Source organism: Streptomyces sp. Isolate_45 (genome assembly GCF_024721315.2).
In the GTDB taxonomy this organism is placed as follows: domain Bacteria; phylum Actinomycetota; class Actinomycetes; order Streptomycetales; family Streptomycetaceae; genus Streptomyces.
Window position 1 is genome coordinate 1 of record NZ_JANFAK020000079.1, and the last position, 26320, is coordinate 26320.

Annotated in this window: 24 protein-coding genes, 1 tRNA gene and 1 pseudogene; 14 read left to right on the forward strand and 12 right to left on the reverse strand. The window is 70.3% G+C overall.

Translation table 11 applies throughout. The features are described 5' to 3' along the window. Window positions 1-135: 135 nt before the first annotated feature. From NOD94_RS23890 to NOD94_RS23915, 6 genes are all read right to left on the reverse strand, one after another. Complete coding sequence (locus tag NOD94_RS23890; protein WP_281208122.1) at window positions 136-447, reverse strand: SCO5918 family protein; 312 nt, start codon at window positions 445-447, stop codon at window positions 136-138. A 60-nt stretch (window positions 448-507) separates the two neighbouring features. After that, window positions 508-912 (reverse strand): CBS domain-containing protein, encoded by a 405-nt coding sequence (locus tag NOD94_RS23895; protein ID WP_281208123.1) that lies wholly within the window; start codon window positions 910-912, stop codon window positions 508-510. Window positions 913-958: 46 nt separating this feature from the next. Continuing rightward, on the reverse strand, window positions 959-2473 hold the full coding sequence (locus tag NOD94_RS23900; protein ID WP_281208124.1) for a DEAD/DEAH box helicase: 1515 nt from the start codon (window positions 2471-2473) through the stop codon (window positions 959-961). Between the two features lie 308 nt (window positions 2474-2781). Then, window positions 2782-2985: a cold-shock protein gene (locus NOD94_RS23905; protein WP_031143202.1), complete on the reverse strand. Its 204-nt coding sequence runs from the start codon at window positions 2983-2985 to the stop codon at window positions 2782-2784. 390 nt (window positions 2986-3375) lie between these two features. Continuing rightward, entirely contained in the window at window positions 3376-3654 is a 279-nt protein-coding gene (locus NOD94_RS23910) for a hypothetical protein (protein WP_281208125.1), read from the reverse strand. 397 nt (window positions 3655-4051) lie between these two features. Beyond that, window positions 4052-4122, reverse strand: a tRNA-Gly gene (locus NOD94_RS23915). 477 nt (window positions 4123-4599) lie between these two features. Between NOD94_RS23915 and dcd the strand changes: the two genes are divergently transcribed. Then, window positions 4600-5187 carry a dCTP deaminase gene (dcd, locus tag NOD94_RS23920; RefSeq protein ID WP_281208126.1) on the forward strand — a complete coding sequence of 196 codons (588 nt, stop codon included), beginning with the start codon at window positions 4600-4602 and terminating at the stop codon, window positions 5185-5187. Further along, window positions 5184-5684, forward strand: coding sequence for a phosphoribosyltransferase (locus tag NOD94_RS23925; RefSeq protein ID WP_281208127.1), 501 nt, complete (start codon window positions 5184-5186; stop codon window positions 5682-5684). The genes dcd and NOD94_RS23925 overlap by 4 nt, the downstream gene beginning before the upstream one ends. A 75-nt stretch (window positions 5685-5759) precedes the next feature. Here the strand turns inward: NOD94_RS23925 and NOD94_RS23930 are convergent, their stop codons facing one another. Continuing rightward, window positions 5760-6677, reverse strand: coding sequence for a Yip1 family protein (locus NOD94_RS23930; protein WP_281208128.1), 918 nt, complete (start codon window positions 6675-6677; stop codon window positions 5760-5762). A 233-nt stretch (window positions 6678-6910) separates the two neighbouring features. On the opposite strand from NOD94_RS23930, the gene NOD94_RS23935 reads away from it, so the two are divergent. Next, window positions 6911-7927 (forward strand): hypothetical protein, encoded by a 1017-nt coding sequence (locus NOD94_RS23935; protein WP_281208129.1) that lies wholly within the window; start codon window positions 6911-6913, stop codon window positions 7925-7927. Window positions 7928-8724: 797 nt separating this feature from the next. Here the strand turns inward: NOD94_RS23935 and NOD94_RS23940 are convergent. Continuing rightward, a pseudogene (locus NOD94_RS23940) lies at window positions 8725-10941 on the reverse strand ((Fe-S)-binding protein); the annotation flags it as partial. Between the two features lie 110 nt (window positions 10942-11051). Next, window positions 11052-11585, reverse strand: coding sequence for a sugar transferase (locus NOD94_RS23945; protein WP_281208130.1), 534 nt, complete (start codon window positions 11583-11585; stop codon window positions 11052-11054). Window positions 11586-11780: 195 nt separating this feature from the next. Between NOD94_RS23945 and dnaK the strand changes: the two genes are divergently transcribed. Genes dnaK through NOD94_RS23965 form a run of 4 tightly spaced genes read left to right on the forward strand, consistent with a single transcriptional unit; the run spans window position 11781 to window position 15977 of the window. Continuing rightward, window positions 11781-13631 carry a molecular chaperone DnaK gene (gene dnaK / locus NOD94_RS23950; RefSeq protein WP_281208131.1) on the forward strand — a complete coding sequence of 617 codons (1851 nt, stop codon included), beginning with the start codon at window positions 11781-11783 and terminating at the stop codon, window positions 13629-13631. Further along, window positions 13631-14299 carry a nucleotide exchange factor GrpE gene (grpE, locus tag NOD94_RS23955; protein WP_281208132.1) on the forward strand — a complete coding sequence of 223 codons (669 nt, stop codon included), beginning with the start codon at window positions 13631-13633 and terminating at the stop codon, window positions 14297-14299. The genes dnaK and grpE overlap by 1 nt, the downstream gene beginning before the upstream one ends. A gap of 39 nt (window positions 14300-14338) precedes the next feature. Then, window positions 14339-15523 carry a molecular chaperone DnaJ gene (gene dnaJ, locus NOD94_RS23960; protein ID WP_281208134.1) on the forward strand — a complete coding sequence of 395 codons (1185 nt, stop codon included), beginning with the start codon at window positions 14339-14341 and terminating at the stop codon, window positions 15521-15523. Window position 15524: 1 nt separating this feature from the next. Continuing rightward, window positions 15525-15977, forward strand: a complete 453-nt coding sequence (locus NOD94_RS23965) for a helix-turn-helix domain-containing protein (RefSeq protein WP_281208135.1) — start codon at window positions 15525-15527, stop codon at window positions 15975-15977. 128 nt (window positions 15978-16105) lie between these two features. Here NOD94_RS23965 and NOD94_RS23970 read toward each other — a convergent pair whose 3' ends face one another. After that, window positions 16106-17140 carry a helix-turn-helix transcriptional regulator gene (locus tag NOD94_RS23970; RefSeq protein ID WP_281208136.1) on the reverse strand — a complete coding sequence of 345 codons (1035 nt, stop codon included), beginning with the start codon at window positions 17138-17140 and terminating at the stop codon, window positions 16106-16108. A 102-nt stretch (window positions 17141-17242) separates the two neighbouring features. Here NOD94_RS23970 and NOD94_RS23975 point away from each other — a divergent pair, with 102 nt between their 5' ends. Both NOD94_RS23975 and NOD94_RS23980 read left to right on the forward strand, forming a co-directional pair. Then, window positions 17243-17560 (forward strand): hypothetical protein, encoded by a 318-nt coding sequence (locus NOD94_RS23975; protein WP_281208137.1) that lies wholly within the window; start codon window positions 17243-17245, stop codon window positions 17558-17560. Continuing rightward, window positions 17560-17874: a (2Fe-2S)-binding protein gene (locus NOD94_RS23980; protein ID WP_281208138.1), complete on the forward strand. Its 315-nt coding sequence runs from the start codon at window positions 17560-17562 to the stop codon at window positions 17872-17874. The genes NOD94_RS23975 and NOD94_RS23980 overlap by 1 nt, the downstream gene beginning before the upstream one ends. A gap of 157 nt (window positions 17875-18031) precedes the next feature. Here the strand turns inward: NOD94_RS23980 and NOD94_RS23985 are convergent, their stop codons facing one another. Next, the gene (locus NOD94_RS23985; RefSeq protein WP_281208139.1) at window positions 18032-18436 is read right to left on the reverse strand and encodes a TIGR03618 family F420-dependent PPOX class oxidoreductase; all 405 of its coding nucleotides are present in this window, start codon (window positions 18434-18436) and stop codon (window positions 18032-18034) included. Window positions 18437-18559: 123 nt separating this feature from the next. On the opposite strand from NOD94_RS23985, the gene clpB reads away from it, so the two are divergent. Both clpB and NOD94_RS23995 read left to right on the forward strand, forming a co-directional pair. Beyond that, window positions 18560-21157: an ATP-dependent chaperone ClpB gene (clpB, locus tag NOD94_RS23990; RefSeq protein ID WP_281208140.1), complete on the forward strand. Its 2598-nt coding sequence runs from the start codon at window positions 18560-18562 to the stop codon at window positions 21155-21157. Between the two features lie 123 nt (window positions 21158-21280). Further along, on the forward strand, window positions 21281-21826 hold the full coding sequence (locus NOD94_RS23995) for a YbjN domain-containing protein (RefSeq protein WP_281208141.1): 546 nt from the start codon (window positions 21281-21283) through the stop codon (window positions 21824-21826). A 120-nt stretch (window positions 21827-21946) separates the two neighbouring features. Here the strand turns inward: NOD94_RS23995 and NOD94_RS24000 are convergent, their stop codons facing one another. Continuing rightward, window positions 21947-23140 carry a pyridoxal phosphate-dependent aminotransferase gene (locus NOD94_RS24000; RefSeq protein ID WP_281208142.1) on the reverse strand — a complete coding sequence of 398 codons (1194 nt, stop codon included), beginning with the start codon at window positions 23138-23140 and terminating at the stop codon, window positions 21947-21949. Window positions 23141-23268: 128 nt separating this feature from the next. On the opposite strand from NOD94_RS24000, the gene NOD94_RS24005 reads away from it, so the two are divergent. From NOD94_RS24005 to NOD94_RS24015, 3 genes are all read left to right on the forward strand, one after another. Next, window positions 23269-23610 (forward strand): hypothetical protein, encoded by a 342-nt coding sequence (locus NOD94_RS24005; protein WP_281208143.1) that lies wholly within the window; start codon window positions 23269-23271, stop codon window positions 23608-23610. Window positions 23611-23938: 328 nt separating this feature from the next. Continuing rightward, window positions 23939-24457 (forward strand): DUF2617 family protein, encoded by a 519-nt coding sequence (locus tag NOD94_RS24010; protein ID WP_281208144.1) that lies wholly within the window; start codon window positions 23939-23941, stop codon window positions 24455-24457. A gap of 202 nt (window positions 24458-24659) precedes the next feature. Then, window positions 24660-26300, forward strand: coding sequence for a polyamine aminopropyltransferase (locus tag NOD94_RS24015; protein WP_281208145.1), 1641 nt, complete (start codon window positions 24660-24662; stop codon window positions 26298-26300). The last annotated feature ends 20 nt before the right edge of the window (window positions 26301-26320 follow it).

Sequence of the window (26320 nt, forward strand, 5' to 3'; positions counted from 1 at the left end):
GGTGGTAATGCATATACCCCCACCCGGCCCGGGGGGGGGGGGGGCCCGGGGGGGGGGGGGGGGGGGCCCCGGGGGGGGGGGCGGGGCCCCCCCCTCCTCGCTGTCGGGGGACGTCGGCTCGCGCCGATCCGTCCGTCAGACGGTCACCGGGATGCCGAGCATCGCGGAAGCCTGCTGGAGCGGGCTGAGGACACGCGTCGGCACGGCGGCCCGGGGGAGGCCGCGGCAGGTGAACCCGAGCTGGGTCATGGCCCGGAGGACTTCACCGGCGCTGAAGTCACGGCGGTCCTGGCGGGTGATGACCTGACCGACCTGCTTGACGGGGTAAGTACGGCGGCCGATGATCACGGACTCGCCGATGACCTGCTCGGGCTTGACGCCCTTCATCGATTCCAGGACACCGCTCTTGGTCAGGTCGAACGGGAAACGGGCGATGACGCAGCGCATGTTGCCTCACAGGAAGTAGACAGGAAGTAGGAGGGGGCGGTCGTTCCTCGGTGAGGCGGTTCAGCGGGCAAGGGCGAGGACGCCCAGAGCGCTGCCCTGGTCATCGACGACCGGCAGGGCATCGAGCCGGCGGTAGCGCATCGCGTGTTCGGCTTCGGCCATCGTGGTCACGGGCGAGGTGACCGGCCCGCGGTCGCCCAGAAAGTCGCGGAGACGGACCTGGTCCGTGTACGCCGCGCTGTCGCGGACGGTGGTGAGCCTGGCCCGGGTGACCAGCCCGGTGCACAGGCCGTCCTCGTCGCAGACGAGCAGATGACCCGCGCGGGCACTGGCCATGACAGCCAGGGCCACCTCGACCGTCATGTCGTCACAGACCTGCGGACCGGTCGCCTCCATCGCGTCGCCCACCGTCCGGTGTGCAGGGTTGGCGTTCGCCGAGCGGGGCTGCATCTGGACCAGCGTCAAAACGTGCCTCCTGCAGAGATGGGTCAGTTTCCTGATCACGTGGTTCTCAGGCCGCCGCATCGAAGGCGGACTGCCGCACGCTCACACGCCGGACCGTCGAAGCGGGCCGTCGCCTGCCACGGGAGGCCGTGCTGCGCTTGGCGCGTTCGACGACCGGTGCGGTGATGACGACGGGGATTCCGGAGGGAGCCTGGGCACCGGTGATCCGGTTCAGGGCCTCTTCGCCCGAGCGGACCTGGGTGGTCTGCGGGGTGATGCCCGCGGCCTGCATGAGGCGGGTCATGTCGCGGCGCTGGTTGGGGGTGACCAGGGTGACGACGCTGCCGGACTCGCCGGCGCGGGCGGTGCGGCCGCCCCGGTGCAGGTAGTCCTTGGGGTCGGTGGGCGGGTCGACGTTCACGACGAGGTCGAGGTTGTCGACGTGGATGCCGCGCGCCGCCACGTTCGTCGCGACCAGCACGGTCACGTGGCCCGTCTTGAACTGGGCGAGGGTGCGCGTGCGCTGCGGCTGCGACTTCCCGCCGTGCAGGGCGGCGGCCCGGACACCGCTGTTCAGCAGGTCCTGGGTCAGCCGGTCGACGGCGTGCTTGGTGTCCAGGAACATGATCACCCGGCCCTCGCGCGCCGCGATCTCCGTCGTGGTCCGGTGCTTGTCGGCGCCGTGGACGTGCAGTACGTGGTGTTCCATCGTGGTCACCGCACCGGCCGAGGGATCCACCGAGTGCACGACGGGGTCGGTCAGGTAGCGACGGACCAGCAGGTCGACGTTGCGGTCGAGGGTGGCTGAGAACAGCATCCGCTGCCCCTCGGGGCGCACCTGGTCGAGCAGCGCGGTGACCTGCGGCATGAAGCCCATGTCGGCCATCTGGTCGGCTTCGTCCAGGACGGTGATCGCGACCTGGTTCAGCCGGCAGTCGCCGCGGTCGATGAGGTCCTTCAACCGGCCGGGCGTGGCTACGACGACCTCCGCGCCTCCGCGCAGCGCTCCGGCCTGCTTGCCGATCGACATGCCGCCGACGACCGTGGTCAGGCGCAGCTTCACGGCGCGGGCGTACGGCGTGAGGGCGTCGGTCACCTGCTGGGCCAGCTCGCGGGTGGGGACGAGGACCAGGGCGAGCGGCCGGTGGGGCTCGGCGCGCTGTCCGGCGGTGCGGGCCAGCAGGGCGAGACCGAAGGCGAGGGTCTTGCCGGAGCCGGTGCGCCCGCGGCCGAGCACGTCACGGCCCGCAAGGGTGTTGGGCAGGGTGGCGCCCTGGATCGGGAAGGGCACGGTCACACCCTGCGCGCCGAGAGCGGCCAACAGCTCGGCCGGCATGTCGAGATCGGCGAAGGCCTCGACGGCGGGCAGCGCGGGAGTGACGGTCTTCGGCAGGGCGAACTCGCCCTGGACCGCGGCGGGCCGGCGCCCGTAGCCGCCGGAGCGGCTCGGACCCCCCGAACGGCTGGGGGAGGACGATCCGAAGCGGCTGCCCCGCTCCGAACCGGCGGTAGCGCCGAAAGCGGGGCCGCCGGTGCGGCTGCGGGTGCGAGAGGAACGGTCATTCGTACGTGTGCGGTTCATTCAGAACCTTCCTTGATGCCGGCACGTATCAAGGAATTCCCGCAGCGTAATAGCAGCGCGGGGAATCACAGGAACGGGCCGAATGGAATGCGAAAGCGGCTCTGACCTACAGGGATTCTGTATGGGCGCAGGCGCTGAGAGGGGGCGTCGTGTGGACGCGGAATCCAGAAAAATCGAGTGGGGTGAAGATCCGAGGAGGCTGTAACCCGGATGTCTCGTCCCGCAGGCGGCACCACTGCGGGGAATGTGTGCAGCTGGGGCCCGCACCCCGAGGGATGCGGGCCCCAGCTACGAAATGCGCGTCAGCGTCAGGCGGGAACGATGTTCTCGGCCGTCGGGCCCTTCTGGCCCTGCGCGATGTCGAAGTTCACCTTCTGGCCTTCCAGCAGCTCGCGGAAGCCCTGGGCGGCGATGTTCGAGAAGTGGGCGAAGACGTCGTCGCCGCCACCGTCCTGCTCGATGAAGCCGAAACCCTTGGCCGCGTTGAACCACTTCACGGTGCCAGATGCCATGTCATATCTCCTTTGGGGCAGTACACCGGCGTCCGCACTGTACGGACACCGTGTCGCCGCGATGATGCCCCGCCGGAAAACTGCCCGGAAATATGAAGTGCTCGAATGTGGCGCGAAGGCCGACTGGAGCACTTGAAGTTTTTGGGTACCAAAACTGCAACCGAGATCGACAGTAGCACGCCGCAACGGTTTGTGTGCGTGAAATATCTCCATCGTGCGCGGCGCGGAAAAACTCTCCATGCGGGGTCCATTAAACTCTCTGACCGCGGGGACAGATATTGATTCCCCCTGAGTGCAGCGTTTCGAGGGCAAGGGTGTCCGCCAGATGGGGGTCGCTGGGGCGCCCACGGCAGGGCGGCGCGGCCGGCCCCGCACTCGCTGCACGGCTGTTCACGGCGGCTGACCGTCACCGCGGTCGTTCGCGAGCCGCTCTCGCAGGTGGAGGAGAACCTCGGTGTCGGCGACGTCGACCAAGGCTGCCAACAGGATTCGGATACGAGCATCATCGCCGTGGTGCACAGCCCGCACGATGGCCTCGACGGTGGCGGCCGCCTCGGCGGGAAGGCATGGTGGGCCGGCCGTGGCCCACACGTGAACGGCAGGACCATCCGTGCCCGGCCGCTCTGCCGGGGTGTCCTGTTCGGGGTCACTGTCTTCATCCATCGGCACCCGCGGGAACCTCCTGGCGAGACGGTCGGCTGAACGGTGATCTCAGGGGCCCGCCGGGAGGCGTGGCACTCTCATCGCGAGCACCGTTGGGCAGGAAGGCGGTGTTGGCGGGGAGAGAGGACCGGGTGGTCCCGTCGCGGGTCTGCCCCCGGACCCTTCCGGCCAACCGCCTCTTTGGGAAAGCGAATTCGCGCGGCAGGGGCAGTGCTGTGACGCGGGCCATCGCGAACGCGTCTCGCGATCCGAGATCGGCGGCGCCCGTGTGGTGCAAGTGGCGCGCGAAAGGCCCTCCGAGCAGGGCATTCCCGCCAGTTGGGGCACGTGGAGGGCACGGGAGGGTCTAACAGGTCTGGACAACGAAAAAGCCCCAGGTCGCTGACCTGGGGCTTCTTGCGAGAGCGGATGACGGGAATCGAACCCGCGCTATAAGCTTGGGAAGCTCATGTTCTACCATTAAACTACATCCGCAATATGGACCAGTTGCCTGGTTCCGTACCGTTGCACACTGTACCCCATGATCGACCCGCGGTGAATTCCCCCGCGTGGGCGGTGTCGTGCCGTCGGTGACATCGGGGCGCGTGGGTGCGGGAGTTGGGGCGTAGCCTAGGGCGAGGTGCGGCGGCTGGAGTGGCGGCTGGAGCGAGTCCCGAACATCCCCTAATGTGGCGATTCATCGCAGTACGGCTCGTTGGGGAAAGGGACTCGATGGAGCACACCGTCGTCCGTTGTGCCGAAGGGCACGTTTTCAGTACCGCCTCGTTCCCGCTCCAGCACCTCGGTGCCGGGCGGATCGGGCCCGGGCGGCTGCTGAGGTGCCCGCGGTGCGCGCGGCTGAGGCACGCCGTGCCCGTGGGCGGCGCCAAGCGCTAGCCGGGGAGCCCGGGCGGGGCGCGCGGGTCCGCTCTCGATTGGGGGTGGCCCCGGCGCTCTGCGTATCCTCGGGACGTGCTTCTCTCCGACAAAGACATCCGGGCCGAGATCGACAGCGGACGGGTTCGCATTGACCCCTTCGACGAGTCGATGGTGCAGCCCTCCAGCATCGATGTGCGTCTCGACCGGTTCTTCCGGGTCTTCGAGAACCACCGTTACGCCCACATCGACCCCGCCGTCGAGCAGCCCGACCTGACCCGCATGGTCGAGCCGGAGGGGGACGAGGCGTTCATCCTCCACCCGGGCGAGTTCGTGCTCGCGTCGACGTACGAGGTCATCTCGCTCCCCGAGGACATCGCCTCCCGACTGGAGGGGAAGTCCAGCCTCGGCCGGCTGGGCCTGGTGACGCATTCGACCGCCGGGTTCATCGACCCCGGGTTCTCGGGTCACGTCACCCTCGAACTGTCGAACCTCGCCACCCTGCCGATCAAGCTGTGGCCGGGCATGAAGATCGGGCAGCTCTGCCTGTTCCGTCTCAGCTCGCCGGCGGAGTTCCCGTACGGCAGTGAGCGGTACGGGTCCCGGTACCAGGGGCAGCGCGGGCCGACCGCCTCGCGCTCCTTCCAGAACTTCCACCGCACCCAGGTGAGGCACGAGGCATGACTGACGGAGTACGCGAGAACCTCGACTACGAGGGGTTCGGACGCGCCGTGCGCGAGCTCGCGCAGACCATCGCCGACGACGGCTACGAGCCCGACATCATCCTGAGCATCGCCCGTGGCGGGGTCTTCGTCGCGGGTGGGCTGGCGTACGCGCTCGACTGCAAGAACATCCACCTCGTGAACGTGGAGTTCTACACCGGCGTCGGCACCACGCTGGAGATGCCGGTCATGCTGGCGCCGGTGCCCGAGGCGATCGACTTCACGAACAAGAAGGTCCTGATCGCCGACGACGTCGCCGACACCGGCAAGACGCTGAAGCTGGTCCACGACTTCTGCCTCGGGCACGTCGCCGAGGTCCGTTCTGCCGTGATCTACGAGAAGTCCCACTCCCTCGTGAAGTGCGAGTACGTGTGGAAGAAGACCGACGAGTGGATCAACTTCCCCTGGTCGGTCGAACCGCCCGTGGTCAAGCGCGAGGGCCAGGTCCTCGACGCCTGAGGCGAGACGTACGGAGGGGCCCGCGGCGCGGTCGGCGCGGCGGGCCCCTCCTGTGCGTACGGGGTCGGAGACCGGTCAGAGCGTGCCCAGCTTGATGATCGACAGCAGGGCGACCAGCTGGATGGCGGAGGCGCCGAGCGCCTTCTGCCACGGCAGGTCGTGCGACTTGCTGATCAGCGACGTGAAGAGCGCGCCGGCCGCGAGCCAGGTGATCCACCCGAGCACCTGGACGAACATGTTGTCGCCGCCCAGGAACACCGCGACCAGCAGGCGCGGGGCGTCCGTGATCGTCATGACCAGCATCGACAGCCCGACCGTCGGCTGCCAGGCCCCGTCGCCGCCCAGCTGGCGCGCCAGCGTGTGGGTGACCGCGCCGAGGATGAGGCCGCAGATGATGAACGCCAGCCCGGTGGTGAGGACGATCGGGATCGCCTGGGTGAGGGTCGCCTTGATGGCGTCCTCGCGGGCCTTGTCGAAGCCGAAGACCGCCAGCATTCCGTAGAGGAACGTGACGACCAGCGCGGGCCCCCAGACGGCGTGGTCGCGCATCTGGAGGAAGGTCGGCCCCGGGCGCATGACGATGCCGCGCAGGAGCTCCTTCCAGTGCAGCCTGGGCCCCACGGGAGCGGCCGCCGCCGCACCCGCCTGGTAGGTCGGGCCCTGGTTGTACGGGTCCTCGCCGAACACGAAGGCCTGGGTGTGTCCCGGGTTGTTCGCGTACGAGGGCTCGTGCGGCGCCGCGTACGGGGCCTGCGGCTGCTGCTGCTGGCCGTACGGGTCGAAGTACTCGGGCTCGCCGTGATGACCCCCGGCGGCACCCTGCTGGGGCCATTGCTGCTGCGGGGGTGGACCGGCGGGAGGGTAGGGCTGCTGACCGTACGGTGCCTGCGGCGCTTGGCGCTGCTGACCGTACGGCTGCTGCCGCGGGGGTTGCGGGGGTTGTTGCGGGGTGCGGTTGTTGTCCCGGCCGCGTCCGATCCTGAATCCAGCCACGTGATCGAAAGTACCTGCTCGGCGGGCCGTCGGTGGCCGGGCCGCCGGAACACGTGGCCTTTGCGGCTGAGCTGTGACATCCCCTAGGGGATGCCCGGGTGGGTGATTTACTCGGCTGCGCGCCAGTCTGCGGGGGTTCGTTACGTTCCCGACGGAATGCCTACGTATCGGGCCCGTAGCTTCGTCGGTGTCGTCGCCACGGAGTCACGAACGAGCAGGAAAGAGCCCGCACCATGCGCAGCACCCGCCGCAGCACCCTTCGTACCGCCGCCGTTCTCACGGGAGCCGCCGCCGTGCTGGCGCTGCCCGTCGGATCCGCCTTCGCGGACTCCCCGACGGCTCCGGAGCCCGAGGTGCTGCCCGGGATCGAGCAGCCGGCCGTGGACCCGACGGTGCCCCCGACTGTGCCCCCGACCACCCCGCCGACGACTCCGACCGCCCCGCCCGTCGCGAAGCCGACCGCGCCGCCGGTCGAGGCGCGCGGCTACGTCACCACGGTGAGGCTGGCCGACGGTTCCGTCGCGAAGGTCTACCGGGTCGGCGACCAGCGCTTCGAGGCCGACATATTCGCCGGTGACCGCAAGATCGGCACCCTGGTCGGCGGCAACGGCCGGTCGACGAACGGCACGCACAACGGCCTCCACGTCACCCTGCACGGGAACGGGACGGTCACCTCGTGGGTCGAGGGCGGCAAGCCGGTCGGCAAGCCGGTCGAGAAGCCGGTCGCGAAGCCGAAGCCGAAGCCGGAGGTCAGGAAGGAGACCTGGGTCCGCGTCACCCTGCCCGACGGGCGGATCGCGAAGCTCGTCGACGGCCACCACGGCAAGCGCGTCGAGCTCTCCATGCCGAACGGGCTCCCGCCCGTCACGATCGACCTGAAGCACCCGGACGTGTTGCAGGACGGCTGGATGTACAAGCTGGTCCAGGACGGCCGGCGGATCAAGTTCGTCGCCATCGACGGTAGGAGCGGCGGCAACAGCTGGGTCTACGACTTCACCACCGGCAAGCTGATCGAAACGTACACGGTGGAGAAGGCGAAGCCGGCCACGGTCCCGGCCCCGGCCCCGCCGGTGAGGCCCGCCGGGACGACGCCGTCCGAGCGGATCGTGCCGAAGGGTGGCGTGCGGGCCGGTGCGGAAGGGGTCGCGCACCAGGGCGACACCCCGGCGCTGGTGGCCGCCGGCGGCGGCATGGCCGCGATGGGCGCGGCCGGCCTGGGCTTCGCGATGCTGCGCCGCGGTCGCGGCTGACCAGTCCGTCACGCCCCGTCCCGCCAACGGAAACGGGAACGGGAACGGCCGGCCCCCGATGGGGACCGGCCGTTCCTGCGCCCGCGCTGCCGCGCGGTGGGACGGGGCTACTTGCCGCCCTTGGCCCCCGCCTCGTCCTTGGCCGCGTCGCCGCTCTTGTCTTCGGCCCCGTCGTCCTCGGCCTCGGCGGTGGCTGCCTGGTCCTCGTCCTTGGCCTCCGCGGCAGGCTCGGCCTCGTCCTCGGCGGTGGTTTCCGCTTCGGCGGCGGCCTCGTCCTCGGCCTTCACCTCGGCCGGGGCCTCGGCCTCGGCGGTGGGCGCGTCGTCAGCCTTGGCCTCCTCGACCTCGGAGTCGGCCTTCGCCTCGCCCTCGGCCTCCATCCCGGCGGCGGGGGCCTCCACAGCGGCCTCGGCCTCCGCCTCGGCAGCGGGAGCCTTCGCCTCGTCCTTGGCCTGCGCCTCAACGGCGGGGGCCTCCGTAGCGGCCTCCGCCTCGGCAGCGGGAGCCTTCGCCTCGTCCTCGGCCTCGGCCTTTGCCGCGGCGTCGTCGGCCTCGGCCTCGGCCTTCGCCTCGTCCTTGACCCGCGCCTCGGCGGCCGGGGCCTCCGCAGCCGCCTCGGCGGCAGCCTTCGCGGCGGCCTCGGCCTCGGCCTTCGCCTTCGTCGCGGCCTCCGCCTCAGCGGCGGCCTTCGCCTTCGCCTCGGCCTCGGCCTTCTCGGCAGCGGCAGCGGCAGCCGCAGCCGCAGCCGCCGCTTCCTCCGCCTCCTGCGCGGCCAGCGCCTCGGCGAGTTCCTCCGCCGTCGGCTCCGGGGCCTTCACCGATTCCAGCAGCAGCTGCGCCACGTCGACGACCTGCACGGACTCCTTGGCCTGGCCGTCGTTCTTCTTGCCGTTGACCGAGTCGGTCAGCATGACCAGGCAGAACGGGCAGGCGGTGGAGACGATGTCCGGGTTCAGGGACAGGGCCTCGTCGACGCGCTCGTTGTTGATGCGCTTGCCGATCCGCTCCTCCATCCACATGCGCGCGCCACCGGCGCCACAGCAGAAGCCCCGCTCCTTGTGGCGGTGCATCTCCTGCTGCCGCAGGCCCGGCACCGACGACATGATCTCGCGCGGCGGCGTGTAGACCTTGTTGTGGCGGCCCAGGTAGCAGGGGTCGTGGTACGTGACCAGTCCGTCGACCGGGGTCACCGGCAGCAGCCGGCCCTCGTCGATGAGGTGCTGGAGCAGCTGCGTGTGGTGGATGACCTCGTACTCGCCGCCGAGCTGCGGGTACTCGTTCGCGATGGTGTTGAAGCAGTGCGGGCAGGTGGAGACGATCCGCTTCGCCGACTTCGGCTTCCTCGTCGACGGGTCGTCGTCGTCCTCGCCGAACGCCATGTTCAGCATCGCGACGTTCTCCTGGCCGAGCTGCTGGAACAGCGGCTCGTTGCCCAGGCGGCGGGGCGAGTCACCGGTGCACTTCTCGTCGCCGCCCATGATCGCGAACTTGACGCCCGCGATGTTCAGGAGCTCCGCGAAGGCCTTCGTGGTCTTCTTCGCCCGGTCCTCCAGGGCGCCCGCGCAGCCGACCCAGTACAGGTAGTCGAACTCGGAGAGGTCCTCCGCGTCCTTCCCGATGATCGGGACCTCGAAGTCGACCTCCTTCGTCCACTCGACGCGCTGCTTCTTGGCCAGGCCCCAGGGGTTGCCCTTCTTCTCCAGGTTCTTGAGCATCGTGCCCGCCTCGGACGGGAACGCGCTCTCGATCATCACCTGGTAGCGGCGCATGTCGACGATGTGGTCGATGTGCTCGATGTCGACGGGGCACTGCTCGACGCACGCGCCGCAGGTCGTGCAGGACCACAGCACGTCCGGGTCGATGACGCCGTTCTCCTCGGCGGTGCCGATCAGCGGGCGCTCGGCCTCCGCCAGCGCGGCCGCCGGGACGTCCTTCAGCTGCTCGGCGGTGGCCTTCTCGTTGCCCTCCATGTCCTTGCCGCCGCCCGCGAGGAGGTACGGGGCCTTGGCGTGCGCGTGGTCGCGCAGCGACATGATCAGGAGCTTCGGGGAGAGCGGCTTGCCGGTGTTCCACGCGGGGCACTGCGACTGGCAGCGGCCGCACTCGGTGCAGGTGGAGAAGTCGAGGATGCCCTTCCAGGAGAACTGCTCGACCTGGGAGACGCCGAAGGAGTCGTCCTCGCCCGGGTCCTCGAAGTCGATCTCCTTGCCACCGCTGGTCATCGGCTGGAGCGCGCCCAGCGCGACGGAACCGTCGGCGTTCCGCTTGAACCAGATGTTCGGGAAGCCGAGGAAGCGGTGCCAGGCGACACCCATGTTGGTGTTGAGCGAGACGACGATCATCCAGATCAGCGAGGTGCCGATCTTGATCATCGCGGTGAAGTAGATGGCGTTCTGCAGCGCGCCGAGCGAGAGCCCCTTGAAGGCCAGCACCAGCGGGTACGAGACGAAGTACGCCGGGTCGTACGAGTCCACGTGGTGGATCGCGCCCTCAAGACCGCGCAGCGCGAGGATCGCGAGGCCGATCGTGAGGATGATGTACTCGACGAAGTACGCCTGCCAGGCCTTCGAGCCGGTGAAACGCGACTTGCGGCCGGCCCGCGAGGGAAGGCTGAGCAGTCGGATCACGATCAGCACGAGGATGCCGACGACGGTCATCAGGCCGATGAACTCGATGTACATCTCGAACGGCAGGAAGCCGCCGATGATCGGCAGCGTCCAGTCGGCCTGGAAGAGCTGGCCGTACGCCTGGGCGAGTGTCGGCGGCAGCGTCAGGAAGCCGATCGCGACGAACCAGTGCGCGAAGCCGACGATGCCCCAGCGGTTCATCCGGCTGTGGCCGAGGAACTCCCTGACCAGGGTGAGCGTTCGATCCTTCGGGCGGTCCGTGCGGCTGCCCGCCGGCACGGGCTGGCCGAGCTTCACGAAGCGGTAGATCTGCGCCACGGCTCGGGCGAGCAGCGCGACGCCGACCACGGTCAGAACCAGCGACACGATGATCGCGGCGAGTTGCATGGGAGGGCTCCTCGGGCGGGACTTACTAAGCGGTAACTTATTGAGTCAAGGCTTGAGGTTACCCATTCCCCGCGCCGCAATGTAGGTGAGCGTGCGGTGATCTGTGTCGCTCAGGCATGCCTCTGTCGGTAGGCCGCCCGAGGGGTCTGCGCGAGGATCGCGAGATCCATCCCCAGCCAATGGCTCTCCACATAGTGCCGGTCGAGCAGGGTCATCTCCTCCCAGGGGAGGTCGGACCGCGCGCTGACCTGCCACAATCCGGTCATACCCGGGCGTACCAGGAGCCGCTCCGGTCGACCCGTATCGCATTGCGGACGTGGTCCGACCAAGGACATCTCGCCCCGCACCACGTTGAGCAGCTGCGGCAGCCCGTCCAGGGCGCACCGCCGGACCGCCGCGCCGATCCGCCCGGAGTCCTCGGTGCGCAGCCGCCAGGTGCGGAACGACCGGCCCCCGAGCCCGACGGCCGGAGCGCGTACGAGGACGCCCGCGCGGCCGGCCGCGTACAGCAGGGCGGCGGTCAGCAGCAGCGGGACCGCGGCCAGGCCCAGCAGGACCAGTGCGCCGGCGAGGTCGAGCACCCGCTTGGCGGGCGGCCTCGCGGGCAGGGTCCACCGGGTCGGGAGCGTCAGCAGCAGAGGCATGCCAGCACGGTGCCGGACGGCCCCCGCGCGCCCGGCGCGCCGCGCGGCGCCGTTCCCCCGCTCGGCCCTGTGTCCTCCGGGTTGCGCGTAAGGAAGGCCTAAAGGTTGAGCCCCCTCGGCTCAGCTCTGTTGACGGACGGACGAAGGTGGGGCATTCTTGAGCCTGTTCCACTCAAGTCAGCTGGAGGAATCAAAATGGCACGTGCGGTCGGCATCGACCTGGGCACCACTAACTCCGTCGTCAGCGTTCTCGAAGGCGGCGAGCCCACCGTCATCACCAACGCCGAGGGCGCCAGGACCACGCCGTCCGTCGTCGCCTTCGCCAAGAACGGCGAGGTCCTCGTCGGCGAGGTCGCCAAGCGCCAGGCGGTCACGAACGTGGACCGGACCATCCGTTCCGTCAAGCGCCACATGGGCACTGACTGGAAGATCAACCTGGATGGCAAGGACTTCAACCCGCAGCAGATGAGCGCCTTCATCCTGCAGAAGCTGAAGCGCGACGCCGAGGCCTACCTGGGTGAGAAGGTCACGGACGCGGTCATCACCGTCCCGGCCTACTTCAACGACTCCGAGCGTCAGGCGACGAAGGAGGCCGGTGAGATCGCGGGTCTGAACGTCCTGCGCATCGTCAACGAGCCGACCGCCGCCGCCCTGGCCTACGGTCTCGACAAGGACGACCAGACCATTCTCGTCTTCGACCTCGGTGGCGGCACCTTCGACGTGTCGCTCCTCGAGATCGGTGACGGCGTCGTCGAGGTGAAGGCCACCAACGGTGACAACCACCTCGGTGGTGACGACTGGGACCAGCGCGTCGTCGACTACCTGGTGAAGCAGTTCGCCAACGGTCACGGCGTCGACCTGTCCAAGGACAAGATGGCGCTCCAGCGTCTGCGCGAGGCCGCCGAGAAGGCGAAGATCGAGCTGTCCTCCTCCACGGAGACCTCGATCAACCTGCCCTACATCACGGCTTCCGCCGAGGGCCCGCTGCACCTGGACGAGAAGCTCACGCGCGCCCAGTTCCAGCAGCTCACCGCGGACCTCCTGGACCGCTGCAAGACCCCGTTCCACAACGTCATCAAGGACGCCGGCATCGCGCTGTCCGAGATCGACCACGTGGTCCTGGTCGGCGGCTCCACCCGCATGCCGGCCGTCGCCGAGCTCGTCAAGGAGCTCACCGGCGGTCAGGACGCCAACAAGGGCGTCAACCCGGACGAGGTCGTCGCCATCGGCGCGACCCTCCAGGCCGGCGTGCTCAAGGGTGAGGTCAAGGACGTCCTGCTCCTCGACGTGACCCCGCTGTCCCTCGGTATCGAAACCAAGGGCGGCATCATGACCAAGCTCATCGAGCGCAACACCACGATCCCGACCAAGCGGTCCGAGATCTTCACGACGGCCGAGGACAACCAGCCGTCGGTGCAGATCCAGGTCTACCAGGGCGAGCGCGAGATCGCGGCGTACAACAAGAAGCTCGGCATGTTCGAGCTGACCGGCCTGCCGCCGGCCCCGCGTGGCGTCCCGCAGATCGAGGTCTCCTTCGACATCGACGCGAACGGCATCATGCACGTCACGGCCAAGGACCTCGGCACGGGCAAGGAGCAGAAGATGACCGTCACCGGCGGCTCTTCGCTCGGCAAGGACGAGGTCGACCGCATGCGCCAGGAGGCGGAGCAGTACGCGGACGAGGACCTGCGTCGCAAGGAGGCGGCCGAGTCCCGCAACCAGGGCGAGCAGCTCGTCTACCAGACCGAGAAGTTCCTCGCGGACAACGCGGAGAAGGTCCCGGCCGACGTCAAGACCGAGGTCGAGACGGCCGTCACCGAGCTGAAGGACAAGCTCAAGGGTGACGACGCCGCCGAGATCCGCACCGCGACCGAGAAGCTCGCCGCGGTCAGCCAGAAGCTCGGCCAGGCCATCTACGCCGACGCCCAGGCCTCCCAGGCCGCCGGTGGCGCCGCCGCCGGTGACGCCGGCCAGGCCAAGGCCGACGACGACGTCGTCGACGCCGAGATCGTCGACGACGAGAAGCCGAAGGGTGGCGCTGCCTGATGTCGGAGGAGACCCCGGGATTCGACGAGAAGCCCGAAGTCCCCGCCGACGGCACGCCTGACGACGCCGCCGAGCCGAAGGCCGCCGCTTCCTCCGAGGAGGAGGCCGCGGCCCCGGCCGGGGACTCCGCAGCAGCGGACGTCGCTCTGCTGGCGCAGCTGGACCAGGCCCGTACGGCGCTCTCCGAGCGCACCGCGGACCTCCAGCGGCTCCAGGCGGAGTACCAGAACTACCGCCGTCGCGTGGAGCGGGACCGGATCGCCGTCAAGGAGATCGCGGTCGCGTCCCTCCTGACGGAACTCCTCCCGACCCTGGACGACATCGGCCGGGCGCGGGAGCATGGCGAACTGGTCGGCGGCTTCAAGTCGGTGTCCGAATCGCTGGAGAGCGCGGCCGCCAAGATGGGGCTTCAGCAGTTCGGCAAGGAGGGCGAGCCCTTCGACCCGACGATCCACGAGGCCCTGATGCACTCGTACGCGCCGGACGTCACCGAGACGACCTGCGTGGCGATCCTGCAGCCGGGCTACCGGATCGGCGAGCGCACGATCCGCCCCGCGCGGGTCGCGGTGGCCGAGCCCCAGCCGGGCGCGGCACCCGCAGCCAAGTCCGAGTCCGCAGACGGCGACACGCCGTCCGACAAGGACACGGATGCCCCCGACAAGGGCTGACGTCGAACATGTAGGGAACCGAGAGGAGGGCCACCGGGGATGAGCACGAAGGACTTCGTCGAGAAGGACTACTACAAGGTCCTCGGTGTCCCGAAGGACGCGACCGAGGCCGAGATCAAGAAGGCGTACCGGAAGCTCGCACGCGAGTTCCACCCGGACGCCAACAAGGGCGACGCCTCGGCCGAGGAGCGCTTCAAGGAGATCTCCGAGGCGAACGACATCCTCGGGGACCCCAAGAAGCGCAAGGAGTACGACGAGGCCCGCGCGCTGTTCGGGAACGGTGGCTTCCGCCCCGGCCCCGGCGGCGCCGGCGGCTCGTTCAACTTCGACCTCGGTGACCTCTTCGGAGGTCAGCAACAGCAGGGCGGTCCGGGCGGCGGCTTCGGCGGTGGCCTGGGCGACGTCTTCGGCGGCCTGTTCAACCGCGGCACCGGCCCGGGTCCGGGTACCCGTACCCAGCCGCGCCGCGGTCAGGACATCGAGTCCGAGGTCACGCTCTCCTTCACGGAGGCCGTGGACGGCGCGACCGTCCCGCTGCGGATGTCCTCGCAGGCACCCTGCAAGGCCTGTTCCGGCACCGGCGACAAGAACGGCACCCCCCGGGTGTGCCCGACCTGCGTCGGCACCGGCCAGGTCTCGCGGGGCAGCGGCGGCGGTTTCTCGCTGACCGACCCCTGCGCCGACTGCAAGGGCCGCGGCCTCATCGCGGAGACCCCCTGCGACGTCTGCAAGGGCAGCGGGCGCGCCCGCAGCTCGCGGACGATGCAGGTCCGGATCCCGGCGGGCGTCTTCGACGGCCAGCGGATCCGGCTGCGCGGCAAGGGCGCGCCGGGCGAGCGCGGCGGCCCGGCGGGCGACCTCTACGTGGTGGTCCACGTGGACGGCCACCCGGTGTTCGGCCGCAAGGACGACAACCTGACGGTCACCGTCCCGGTGACCTTCGCGGAGGCCGCCCTCGGCGCCGAGATCAAGGTGCCGACCCTGAACGGCCCGGCGGTCACCCTGAAGCTCCCCCCGGGCACGCCCGGCGGTCGTACGATGCGGGCCCGCGGCAAGGGCGCGGTCCGCAAGGACGGCACCCGCGGCGACCTCCTCGTCACGGTGGAGGTCACGGTTCCGACGGAGCTGTCCGACAAGGCCCGCGAGGCCCTTGAGATGTACCGCGACGCCACGGATCCCCAGGACCCGCGCGCAGCGTTGTTCGAGTCGGTGAAGGGAGCATGAGATGGACGGCCGCCGCAGGAGCCACTATCAGCTGACCGACGACACCCCGGTCTACGTGATCTCGGTGGCCGCCCAGCTCTCGGGGCTGCATCCGCAGACCCTCCGCCAGTACGACCGCCTCGGCCTGGTCTCCCCGGACCGCACGGCCGGCCGCGGCCGGCGCTACTCCGCCCGGGACATCGAGCTCCTGCGCACGGTCCAGGCGCTGTCCCAGGACGAGGGCATCAACCTGGCGGGGATCAAGCGGATCATCGAACTGGAGAACCAGGTGGCCGCGCTCCAGCAGCGCGTCGCCGAACTGTCCACGGCCGTGGACGGGGCGGCCGCCGCCCTCCAGGCCCGCGAGGCCCAGGTGCACGCGTCGTACCGGCGCGACCTGGTTCCGTACCAGCCGCCGCAGCCCGGCAGTGCCCTGGTCGTGTGGCGGCCCGGCCCGAAGCGCCCGCAGGTCTGAACGGCCGGCGGGCGCCGGAGGCGCCCCCCTGCACCCCGTAAGTACGCGAGGCCCCGCCCGGAACGCTCCGGGCGGGGCCTTCCGTACGTCGGGGGCATATGCCGTCCCGGAGGCCCCTGGTGGGCCCCTCAGGGCTCCGGGAGCGGCGGCGGGCCCGCGGAGTCGCGCAGGATGCCCGACCGGGCGATGAGGAAGCCCAGCTGGGCACGGCTGCCGCTGCCCAGGGCGGTGGCCAGCTTGGCGATGTGCGCGCGGCAGGTCCGTACGTTCATCCCCAGGCGTCGGGCGATCGCCTCGTCCACGTGCCCCTCGACCAGCAGTTGGGCGATGGAGCGCTGCACGCCCGAGATGCCGTCGGGCCGGTGGGTGTATGTAACTTCCTGGCTGAGCGGCACCGCGCGGCGCCACAACTGCTCGAAGACCTTGATGAGGTAGTCGACCAGCCCGGGGTGGCGCAGCTCCAGGGCGACCCGGCGGTCGTCGCTGACGGGGATGAACGCCACGGTGCGGTCGAACACGATCAGCCGCTCGATGAGTTCCTCGAGGGTGCGGATCTCGACCTTGCCCGTGGAGATGCGGTCCACGTAGGCGAGCGTGCCCTGGCTGTGGCGCGCGGTGTGCTGGTAGAGGGTCCGGATGCTGACGCCCCGGTCGATGAGCGGCGCGTCCCGCTCCAGGGCCTCGGTGAGGGCGTAGGACGGCCGGGCACCGCCGGGTTGGACCGTCAGCATCTCCGTGTGGCACTCGGCCGTGGCCAGGTCGAGGGCGGCGTTGATCTGGTCGAAGCCCTCCAGCACGGTGATGGCGTGCGTGTTGGCGGGGTTCTGCGCACTGATGGTCAGGAACGGCTCGAATGCATCGGTGAGGTCGATCGCGCTGCGCCGACGGTCCTGGATCTCCCGTTCGAGGGGATGCAGGCGTTGGGCGAGGGCGACCGCCGGGGGAACCGCGCGAAGCTGGTTCGCGTCATCCGGGTCGGGACGCAGCAGAGCGAATTCGAGCAGGCAGGGGATGTTTTCCACCTCGCTACGAGGTACCCGGCCGGTGCTCAGTGCCGCCGCGTAAAGTCGTGCCCCCTCGTCGCACATGGATGTGACGGGGTGGGGATGTGTCGGGTTTGTATCGTTTATGGGCAAATCTCCACCCCCCAGGGTCCTGAACATGCAAGAACATGATGCATCGTCCCTGTGGCCGTAACGTGCCTGAATGAGCCATGGTCTGACGTGCGGGGGAGAGGATTCCATCAAGTGAGGACGAAGCCGACCATGTACAAGAGAATGCTTCGCTCGGCGCTTGCCGTTGTTTTCTCCGCTGTTGCGGTATTTGGGGCAGTCAGCGCCGTCAATGGCGATGCGGGGAGCGCACTGGCCAGTGACAGCGGCTGGAATATCGTGCCGAAGGGTAAGTCGGACAGCGGTTGGAACGTCGCGCCGGTCGACAGCGGCTGGAACGCCGCTCCCGCCGGTGAACCCGACAGCGGCTGGAACGACACACCCGCCGGTGAACCCGACAGCGGCTGGAACACCCGGCCCGCCGGAGAGCCGGACAGTGGCTGGAACGTCGCGCCCGAGAAGGCCCTCTGATGACCCCCGACGACCGCGACTTCCGCCGCGAGATGGCCTCGGCCTACCGGTCCGGGTGGCAGTTCATCGATCTCGCCACCGCCATTCCCCACACCGGCGATTCGTTGATGGTCACCCTGTTCGGCCAGCCGATCGTCGTCGTGCGCGAGGAGGACGAGGACGTCCGTGCCTACCGCTGCCTGCGCCGCCCCCGGGGCGCACCGCAGCCCGTCCGCTGCGAAGTGCGGTACGGCATGGTCTTCGTCAATCTCGATCAGCGCGACCACCAGCTCTTCGAACCCGACATCACCGCCGCCACCCCCCGCAGTGCCTGACGCGATCCCCCCGTCGTTGCAGATCGCCCAGGCGCTTCCCCCACACAACGGCGCCATCGTGGACCTGACCACGATGGCGCCGTTGTGATGTCCGCGTCCAGTGGTTGAACCGGACAATCACTTCGCTCCGGCGCGGCTTTCGCAGGCCTGATCCGTCTCAGGCCCGGCCCATGGCCCGGTCGAGGGTGATCTCCATGACGACCCGGTCGGGGTTGGGCGAAGGCGTCCTCCCGTAGCGCTCCGCGTAGCGCGCCACGGCGTCGGCGACCGACGCCCCGTCGGCGCGGATCACCGCCCGGCCCTCCAGGGTGGCCCAGCGCCGCCCCTCCATCTGGCACACCGCCACCCTCGCGGACCCGTCGGGCGACGCCAGGATGTTGCGCACCTTCTTGCTGTGCCTGTTGCTGATCACCCGGGCCAGGCCCGCCACCGGGTCGTACGTCACGCCCACCGGCACCACGTGCGGGGTGCCGTCGGGGCGCGGGGTGGTCAGGGTGCAGACGTGCCGCTCCCGCCAGAAGGCGAGGTACTCGGGCGTCGGGTTGAGTACGTCATGGGACATGGGCCGAGAGTACGTCCGAAGCGTGCCCTGCTCAGCCTTGAGTGGAATAGACTCAACTTTGCAGACGCTGAATCTGTCAGAGTTACGCGCCCCGTCATCCCCGTCGGAGAGGAGAAGCCGAAAGTGGACGCCGAGCTGACCAACAAGAGCCGTGCCGCCCTGAACGCAGCCACCAGCAGGGCCGTCAAGGACGGCCACGCCGACCTGACCCCCGCCCACCTGCTGCTGGCGCTGCTCGCCGGCGAGGACAACGAGAACGTCACCGACCTGCTCGCCGCGACCGAGGCCGACCAGGCCGCCGTCCGCGCGGGCGCCGAACGCCTGCTCGCCGCCCTGCCCAGCGTCACGGGTTCCACCGTCGCGCCCCCGCAGCCCAGCCGCGACCTGCTCGCCGTACTCGCCGAGGCCGACGCCGAGGCCGGCCGGCTCGGCGACGAGTACCTCTCCACCGAACACCTCCTCATCGCCGTCGCCGCCAAGGGCGGACCGGCCGGTGAGGTCCTTTCCGCCCAGGGCGCGACCGCGAAGAAGCTGCTGTCCGCCTTCGAGAACGCACGAGGAGGACGGCGGGTGACCAGCCCCGACCCCGAGGGCCAGTACAAGGCCCTGGAGAAGTTCGGCACGGACTTCACGGCAGCCGCACGCGAGGGCAAGCTCGACCCGGTCATCGGCCGCGACCACGAGATCCGGCGCGTCGTCCAGGTCCTGTCGCGCCGCACGAAGAACAACCCGGTGCTCATCGGCGAGCCCGGCGTCGGCAAGACCGCCGTCGTCGAGGGCCTCGCCCAGCGCATCGTCAAGGGAGACGTCCCCGAGTCCCTGAAGAACAAGCGCCTCGTCTCCCTCGACCTGGGCGCCATGGTCGCCGGCGCCAAGTACCGCGGCGAGTTCGAGGAGCGCCTCAAGACCGTGCTCGCCGAGATCAAGTCGAGCGACGGCCAGATCATCACGTTCATCGACGAGCTGCACACCGTCGTCGGCGCGGGCGCCGGCGGCGACTCCGCCATGGACGCCGGCAACATGCTCAAGCCGATGCTGGCCCGCGGCGAACTGCGCATGGTCGGCGCGACCACGCTGGACGAGTACCGCGAGCGCATCGAGAAGGACCCGGCCCTGGAGCGCCGCTTCCAGCAGGTGCTGGTCGCCGAGCCCAGCGTCGAGGACACCATCGCGATCCTGCGCGGGCTCAAGGGCCGCTACGAGGCCCACCACAAGGTCGTCATCAACGACAGCGCCCTCGTCGCCGCGGCCACCCTCTCCGACCGGTACATCACCTCCCGCTTCCTCCCCGACAAGGCCATCGACCTCGTCGACGAGGCCGCGTCCCGGCTCCGCATGGAGATCGACTCCTCGCCCGTCGAGATCGACGAGCTCCAGCGCTCCGTGGACCGGCTGCGCATGGAGGAGCTGGCGCTGAAGAACGAGTCCGACCCGGCCTCCCGCGAACGGCTGGAGCGCCTGCGCAAGGACCTGGCGGACAAGGAGGAGGACCTGCGGGGCCTCACCGTCCGCTGGGAGAAGGAGAAGCGGTCCCTCAACCAGGTCGGCGAGCTCAAGGAACGCCTGGACGACCTGCGCGGCCAGGCCGAGCGCGCCCAGCGCGACGGGGACTTCGACTCCGCCTCCAAGCTGCTCTACGGGGAGATCCCCGCGCTGGAGCGCGAGCTGGCCGAGGCCACCGAGGAGGAGGCCGCGTCCAAGGGTGGCGGCGCCAAGGACAGCATGGTCAAGGACGAGGTCGGCCCCGACGACATCGCCGACGTGGTCGGCGCCTGGACCGGCATCCCCGCCGGCCGCCTGCTGGAGGGCGAGACCCAGAAGCTGCTCCGCATGGAGGACGAGCTGGGCCGCCGCCTGATCGGCCAGCAGGAGGCCGTACGGGCCGTCTCCGACGCCGTCCGCCGCACCCGCGCCGGCATCGCCGACCCGGACCGCCCGACCGGCTCGTTCCTCTTCCTCGGCCCGACCGGCGTCGGCAAGACGGAGCTGGCCAAGGCCCTCGCGGACTTCCTCTTCGACGACGAGCGGGCCATGATCCGCATCGACATGTCGGAGTACGGCGAGAAGCACAGCGTGGCCCGCCTCGTCGGCGCCCCGCCCGGGTACGTCGGCTACGAGGAGGGCGGCCAGCTCACGGAGGCCGTCCGCCGCCGCCCGTACAGCGTGGTCCTGCTCGACGAGGTCGAGAAGGCGCACCCGGAGGTGTTCGACGTCCTGCTCCAGGTGCTGGACGACGGCCGACTCACGGACGGCCAGGGCCGCACCGTGGACTTCCGCAACACCATCCTGATCCTGACCTCGAACCTGGGCAGCCAGTTCCTGACGGACCCGGCGACCTCGGCGGAGGACAAGAAGGCCCGCGTCCTGGACGTGGTCCGCGCCTCCTTCAAGCCGGAGTTCCTGAACCGGCTCGACGACCTGGTGGTCTTCTCCGCCCTCGGCATGGACGAGCTGGCCCACATCGCCGAGCTCCAGATCGGCCGCCTCGCCCGGCGGCTCGCCGACCGCCGCCTGACCCTCGACATCACGCCCGCGGCCCTGGCCTGGCTCGCGGACAAGGGCAACGACCCCGCGTACGGCGCGCGGCCGCTGCGACGCCTGATCCAGACCGCGATCGGGGACCGGCTGGCCAAGGAGATCCTGTCCGGCGAGGTCCGGGAAGGGGACACCGTACGCGTCGACGTCGCCGGCGAAGACCTGCTGGTCGGAAGGGCCCTGTAAGGGGCACTGCCGCTTACCCCGGTCCTACTCCTGTCCGCCCGGAGCGGATCGCGCGTGCAGGGGTGGACACGGGGTGGGCGCGATGGGGGAGGATGGCTGTATCCGCACGAAGGGAAGTACACGGTGAGCATCGACCCGGCCTCGATTCCGAACTTCGGAGGGCAGCAGCCCGATCCGCAGGCCACAGGACCGGCGGGCCCCGTCGTCCCCGACCAGGACCTGGTCAAGCAGCTCCTGGAGCAGATGGAGCTCAAGTACGTCGTCGACGACGAGGGTGACCTCGCGGCGCCGTGGGAGGACTTCCGGACGTACTTCATGTTCCGCGGCGAGGACGAGCAGCAGGTCTTCTCCGTGCGGACCTTCTACGACCGCCCCCACGCGATCGAGGACAAGCCGCAGCTGCTGGAGTCCATCGACGACTGGAACCGCCGCACCCTGTGGCCGAAGGTCTACAGCCACACCCACGACGACGGCTCGGTCCGCCTGATCGGTGAGGCGCAGATGCTGATCGGCACCGGCGTCAACCTGGAGCACTTCGTGTCCTCCACGGTCAGCTGGGTCCGCGCCTCCATCGAGTTCGACAAGTGGCTCCTGGAGCAGCTCGGCCTGGAGAAGGAAGTCGACTCCGCCGAGGGCGACGAGAAGAAGGACGACGGCGACAGCGACTAGTCGGCCGCGGCCTCCACGGCGCAACCCGGCCACGCACCCGGTCATCCATGACCGCGGTGCGTGGCCGGCCGCGTTCGCGGCACGTGGCCCGCGCCTGCGGACGCGCCGTCGCGGGCGGCGTCAGGCCGTCAGCCGACCCAGCCGCCGCACCGCCTCCTGGAGGACGTCGGTCTGCTTGCAGAAGGCCCAGCGGACCTGGGTGGCGCCCGCGGAGACGTCGTCGTAGAAGACCTGGTTCGGGATGGCGACCACGCCGCATCGGTCCGGCAGGGAGCGGCAGAAGGCCAGGCCGTCCTTCTCGCCCAGCGGTGAGACGTCCGTGGTGATGAAGTACGTGCCCTGCGGGCGGAAGACCTCGAAGCCGGCCGCCGTCAGGCCGTCCGCGAGGAGGTCGCGCTTGGCCGCGAGGTCCGCGCGGAAGGTGTCGTAGTAGGAGTCCGGCAGGGCCAGGGCCTCCGCGACCGCGTACTGGAACGGCCCCGACGAGACGTACGTCAGGAACTGCTTCGCCGAACGCACCGCCGAGACCAGTGCCGGCGGGGCGGTGATCCAGCCGACCTTCCAGCCCGTGAAGGAGAACGTCTTGCCCGCCGAGGAGATCGTCACCGTGCGCTCGCGCATCCCGGGCAGCGAGGCCAGGGGGACGTGGGAGCCCTCGAAGACCAGGTGCTCGTAGACCTCGTCCGTGACGACGAGGAGGTCCCGCTCCACGGCGATCTCCGCGATCACGGTCAGCTCCTCGCGGGTGAGGACCGTGCCCGTCGGGTTGTGCGGGGTGTTCAGCAGGAGCAGCCGGGTGCGCGGGGTGATCGCGTCCCGCAGGGCGTCCAGGTCGGGGCGGAAGTGCGGCGCGCGCAGCGTGAGCGGGACGCGGACCGCCCCGGCCATCGCGATGCAGGCCGCGTACGAATCGTAGAACGGTTCGAGCGCGATGACCTCGTCACCCGGCTCCAGAAGGGCGAGGAGGGACGCCGCGATGGCCTCCGTCGCGCCCGCCGTGACGAGCACCTCGGCGTCCGGGTCGTACGTCAGCCCGTAGAAGCGCCGCTGGTGCTCCGCGACGGCCGTACGGAGCTCCGGGACGCCAGGGCCCGGCGGGTACTGGTTGCCCCGGCCGTCGCGGACGGCCCGGACCGCCGCCTCGGCGATCTCGGCGGGGCCGTCGGTGTCGGGGAACCCCTGACCCAGGTTGATCGACCCGGTGCGGGCGGCCAGGGCCGACATCTCCGCGAAGATCGTGGTGCCGAAGGCCGCCAGGCGGCGGTTGAGGAAGGGGCGGCTGCTGCTGCTCGCGGATGCGGTCATGGGCGCCATCCTGCGGGGAAGCTCTGGAGTTGCTCAAGTGTGCTTTGGCGTGATCGGCCGGGGGGCATCCCCCCGTCACGCGGGACGAGGGGATCCCGCACCCCGGGGGACCGGGTTTCCGAGAGGAGGCGAGGACCGTGGTCCTGGTCTTTGTCCTGGTGTTGGTGTTGGTGTTCGTGGTGGCGGCCTGTGCCGTCGTGGGGATCCTGGTCTCGAAGGCGAAGCGGGCCGCCGCGTACCGCCCGTACTCGGCGCGGTCGTCCTCGCGGTCGTCCTCGCACGGCCGGTCGGGTGCCGACGGGTCCGGCAGTTGGTGGGCCGCGTCGGGCGGCGCGGGCGCGAGCCACTCGTGCGGCGGTTCCTCGTCCGACCCGGGTTCGTCCGGCGGGTCCTCGACGTCCTCCTGCGGGTCGTCGTCGTCCTCGTGTGGCGGATCGTCGTCCTCCTGCGGTGGCGGGGGCGGCTGCGGCTCCAGCTGACCTTCCGGGAAGCGTCTTCGAGGAGTGTTGAACCGGGCGCCCGAGGGGGACAACTTCCTTCGGGCGTCTACTTGTTCGGCCCTGCGTTACGACGTACGGGCGGCATGTTGTTGAACACGTGAACTGAGTAGCCCCCGGGGGGATGTAAACCCCGTCAAGTTGGGTAAAAACGCTGTGAGTGCCGTGCCTTTCATGATTCCCTCGGTTGAGTAGACCAGTCCTCGGACCTCCCTGGACTTCCTGTGGACCCGTGCCGGTGTCCCCCCACCCGTTGACTACCGCTGGCGGGCTCCGGCCCATCTCCCTCGCGCGTTTGCGGAGCCGACTCATGCTCACGACCCTCCAGACCACCTATACCGACACGCGTGCCGCCGATCTCGCCTGGGCCCTGGGACGGGACCGGCTGCCCGCCCTGGCCGTACTGAACCTCCAGCTCGCGGACGCGAAAGTGGAACTCCGCCTGCTCGGGGCCTCTCACCAGGTGCTCCTGGAGGAGGGGGAGGTGCTCTGTTCGGAGACCGTCGCCTGCATGCCCGGAAGCAGTACCCCGCTTCCGCTCGGCGTGGCCAAGCGCGTCGGCGACTGGGAGTACGAGTTCGCCGCGCGCGTCGAGAACCTCTCGCGGGGATCGTTCGCGGGCCGCGCCCAGGAGCTCCTCGCCCTCGTCGCCGATCACCCGAACGGCTTGGCCGGCACCTTCCCCGGCAGCCCCCACGCGTTCACCGCCATGCTGGCCCAGCGCTACGAGGGCCAGGTCCGGTGGCGGACCTGGCACGCCTACCCCCAGGAGGGTCAGCTCGTCGCCACCCGCACCCGGGTGGGCGTACGCATGGGCGCTCCCGTCTAGGGCCGGACGTCGCCGGGCGGACGGGAGCTTGACGGCCGGGCCCAGGGCGACGGCGGGGCTCCTCGGGGGCGCCTTCGGGGCGCCTTCGGGGCGCAGTCCGGGGCGGATTGCGGAGTGGTTACGCCAACTGGCCGGATTGGGGCGGTACTTACACCCATGTGGGTGACAGGGTGTCGGTGGGCGGTAACGTACGGTTCGCTTCATGATCGACCGATCCGCCCCCCGCGGGGTGCTCCCGGCGCCGGAGCCCCGGGGCGTGCAGAGCGCCACGGCCGCCCTGCCCGTACAGCCACGGACCGGCCGACTCCTCGTCCTGGCCACCGTCTTCGTCTGCGCCGCCTGCGGGCTCGTATACGAACTGGAACTGCTCGCCCTCGGCTCCTACCTGATCGGCGACTCGGTCACCCAGGCCTCCGTGGTGCTGTCCGTCATGGTCTTCGCCATGGGCGTCGGATCCCTCCTCGCGAAACGGCTGCGCGGCCGGCCCGCCCTCGGCTTCGCCGCGATCGAGGCCGCGCTCGCACTGCTCGGCGGGTTCTCCGCCATGGCCCTGTACGCGAGCTTCGCCTGGCTGGGTGAATCGCGGACCGCGCTCGTCGGCTTCGCCTTCGCCATCGGCGTCCTCATCGGCGCGGAGATCCCGCTGCTGATGGTGCTGATCCAGCGGATCCGCCGGCAGGACGCCGGAGGGGCGGTCGCCGACCTGTTCGCCGCCGACTACGTGGGCGCCCTCGTCGGCGGACTCGCCTTCCCGTTCCTGCTGCTCCCGATGCTCGGCCAGCTCAACGGCGTCATGCTCACCGGCACCGTCAACGCCGTCGCCGGAGGCGGGCTCGTCCTGTGGCTGTTCCGCCGCGACCTCAGCCCCCGCTGCCGCTGGCTGCTCATCGCGACCAACGCGGCCGTCCTCGCCGCGCTCGGCTGCGCGACCCTGCTCGCCGACGACTTCGAACGGGTGGCCCGCCGCGCCGTCTACGGCGGGGAGGTCCGGGTCGCCGTCCGGACCGAGGTGCAGGAACTGGTGCTCACCGGCCCGGCCACCGGATCCCCGCGCTCCCTCGACCTGTACCTCGACGGACGGCTGCGGGTCAGCGGCTACGACGAGTACCGCTACCACGAAGCCCTGGTCCACCCCGCGATGACCGGCGCGCACACCCGGGTCCTGGTCCTCGGCGGCGGCGACGGTCTGGCCGCCCGTGAGGTGCTGCGCTACCCGGACGTCGCCTCCGTCACCGTCGTCGAGCTCGACCCCGGTGTCGTCCGGCTGGCCCGCACCGACCCGATGCTCTCCGCGCTCAACGGACGGGCCTTCGAGGACCCCCGCCTCGGCGTCGTCACGCAGGACGCCTTCCGCTGGCTGCGGGGTTCCGCCGCCCGGGACCGGTTCGACGTCATCGTCTCCGACCTCCCCGACCCCGGCATCACCCCGAGCACGAAGCTCTACTCGCAGGAGTTCTACGGGCTCGCCGCGCGGGCCCTGAACCCCGGCGGGCGGATCGCCGTCCACGCCGGGGCCCTCACCACCCGGGCCCGTACGTACTGGACCGTCGACACCACCCTGCGCGCCGCCGGGCTGCGCACCACCCCCTACAGCACCGGAGGCCGCCTCTCCGGCTTCGCCGCCGGGCCCGACCGCACGCTCGGCGGCACCGGGGCGCCCCCGCAGGACTGGGGCTTCGTGCTCGCCTCCCGCGAGCGGACCCCCGAGCTGCGGGTCGACCGGGACACGCCCGCGCTGCGCGCGGTGTCGACGCGGGCCCTCCAGGACGCGGCGCGGGACGCCGCCCGGACCCGGATCGACGGCCTGCCGCCCTCCACGCTGCCGTACCCGCGCTACTCCTGAGCTGGGACGACTGTCGTGTC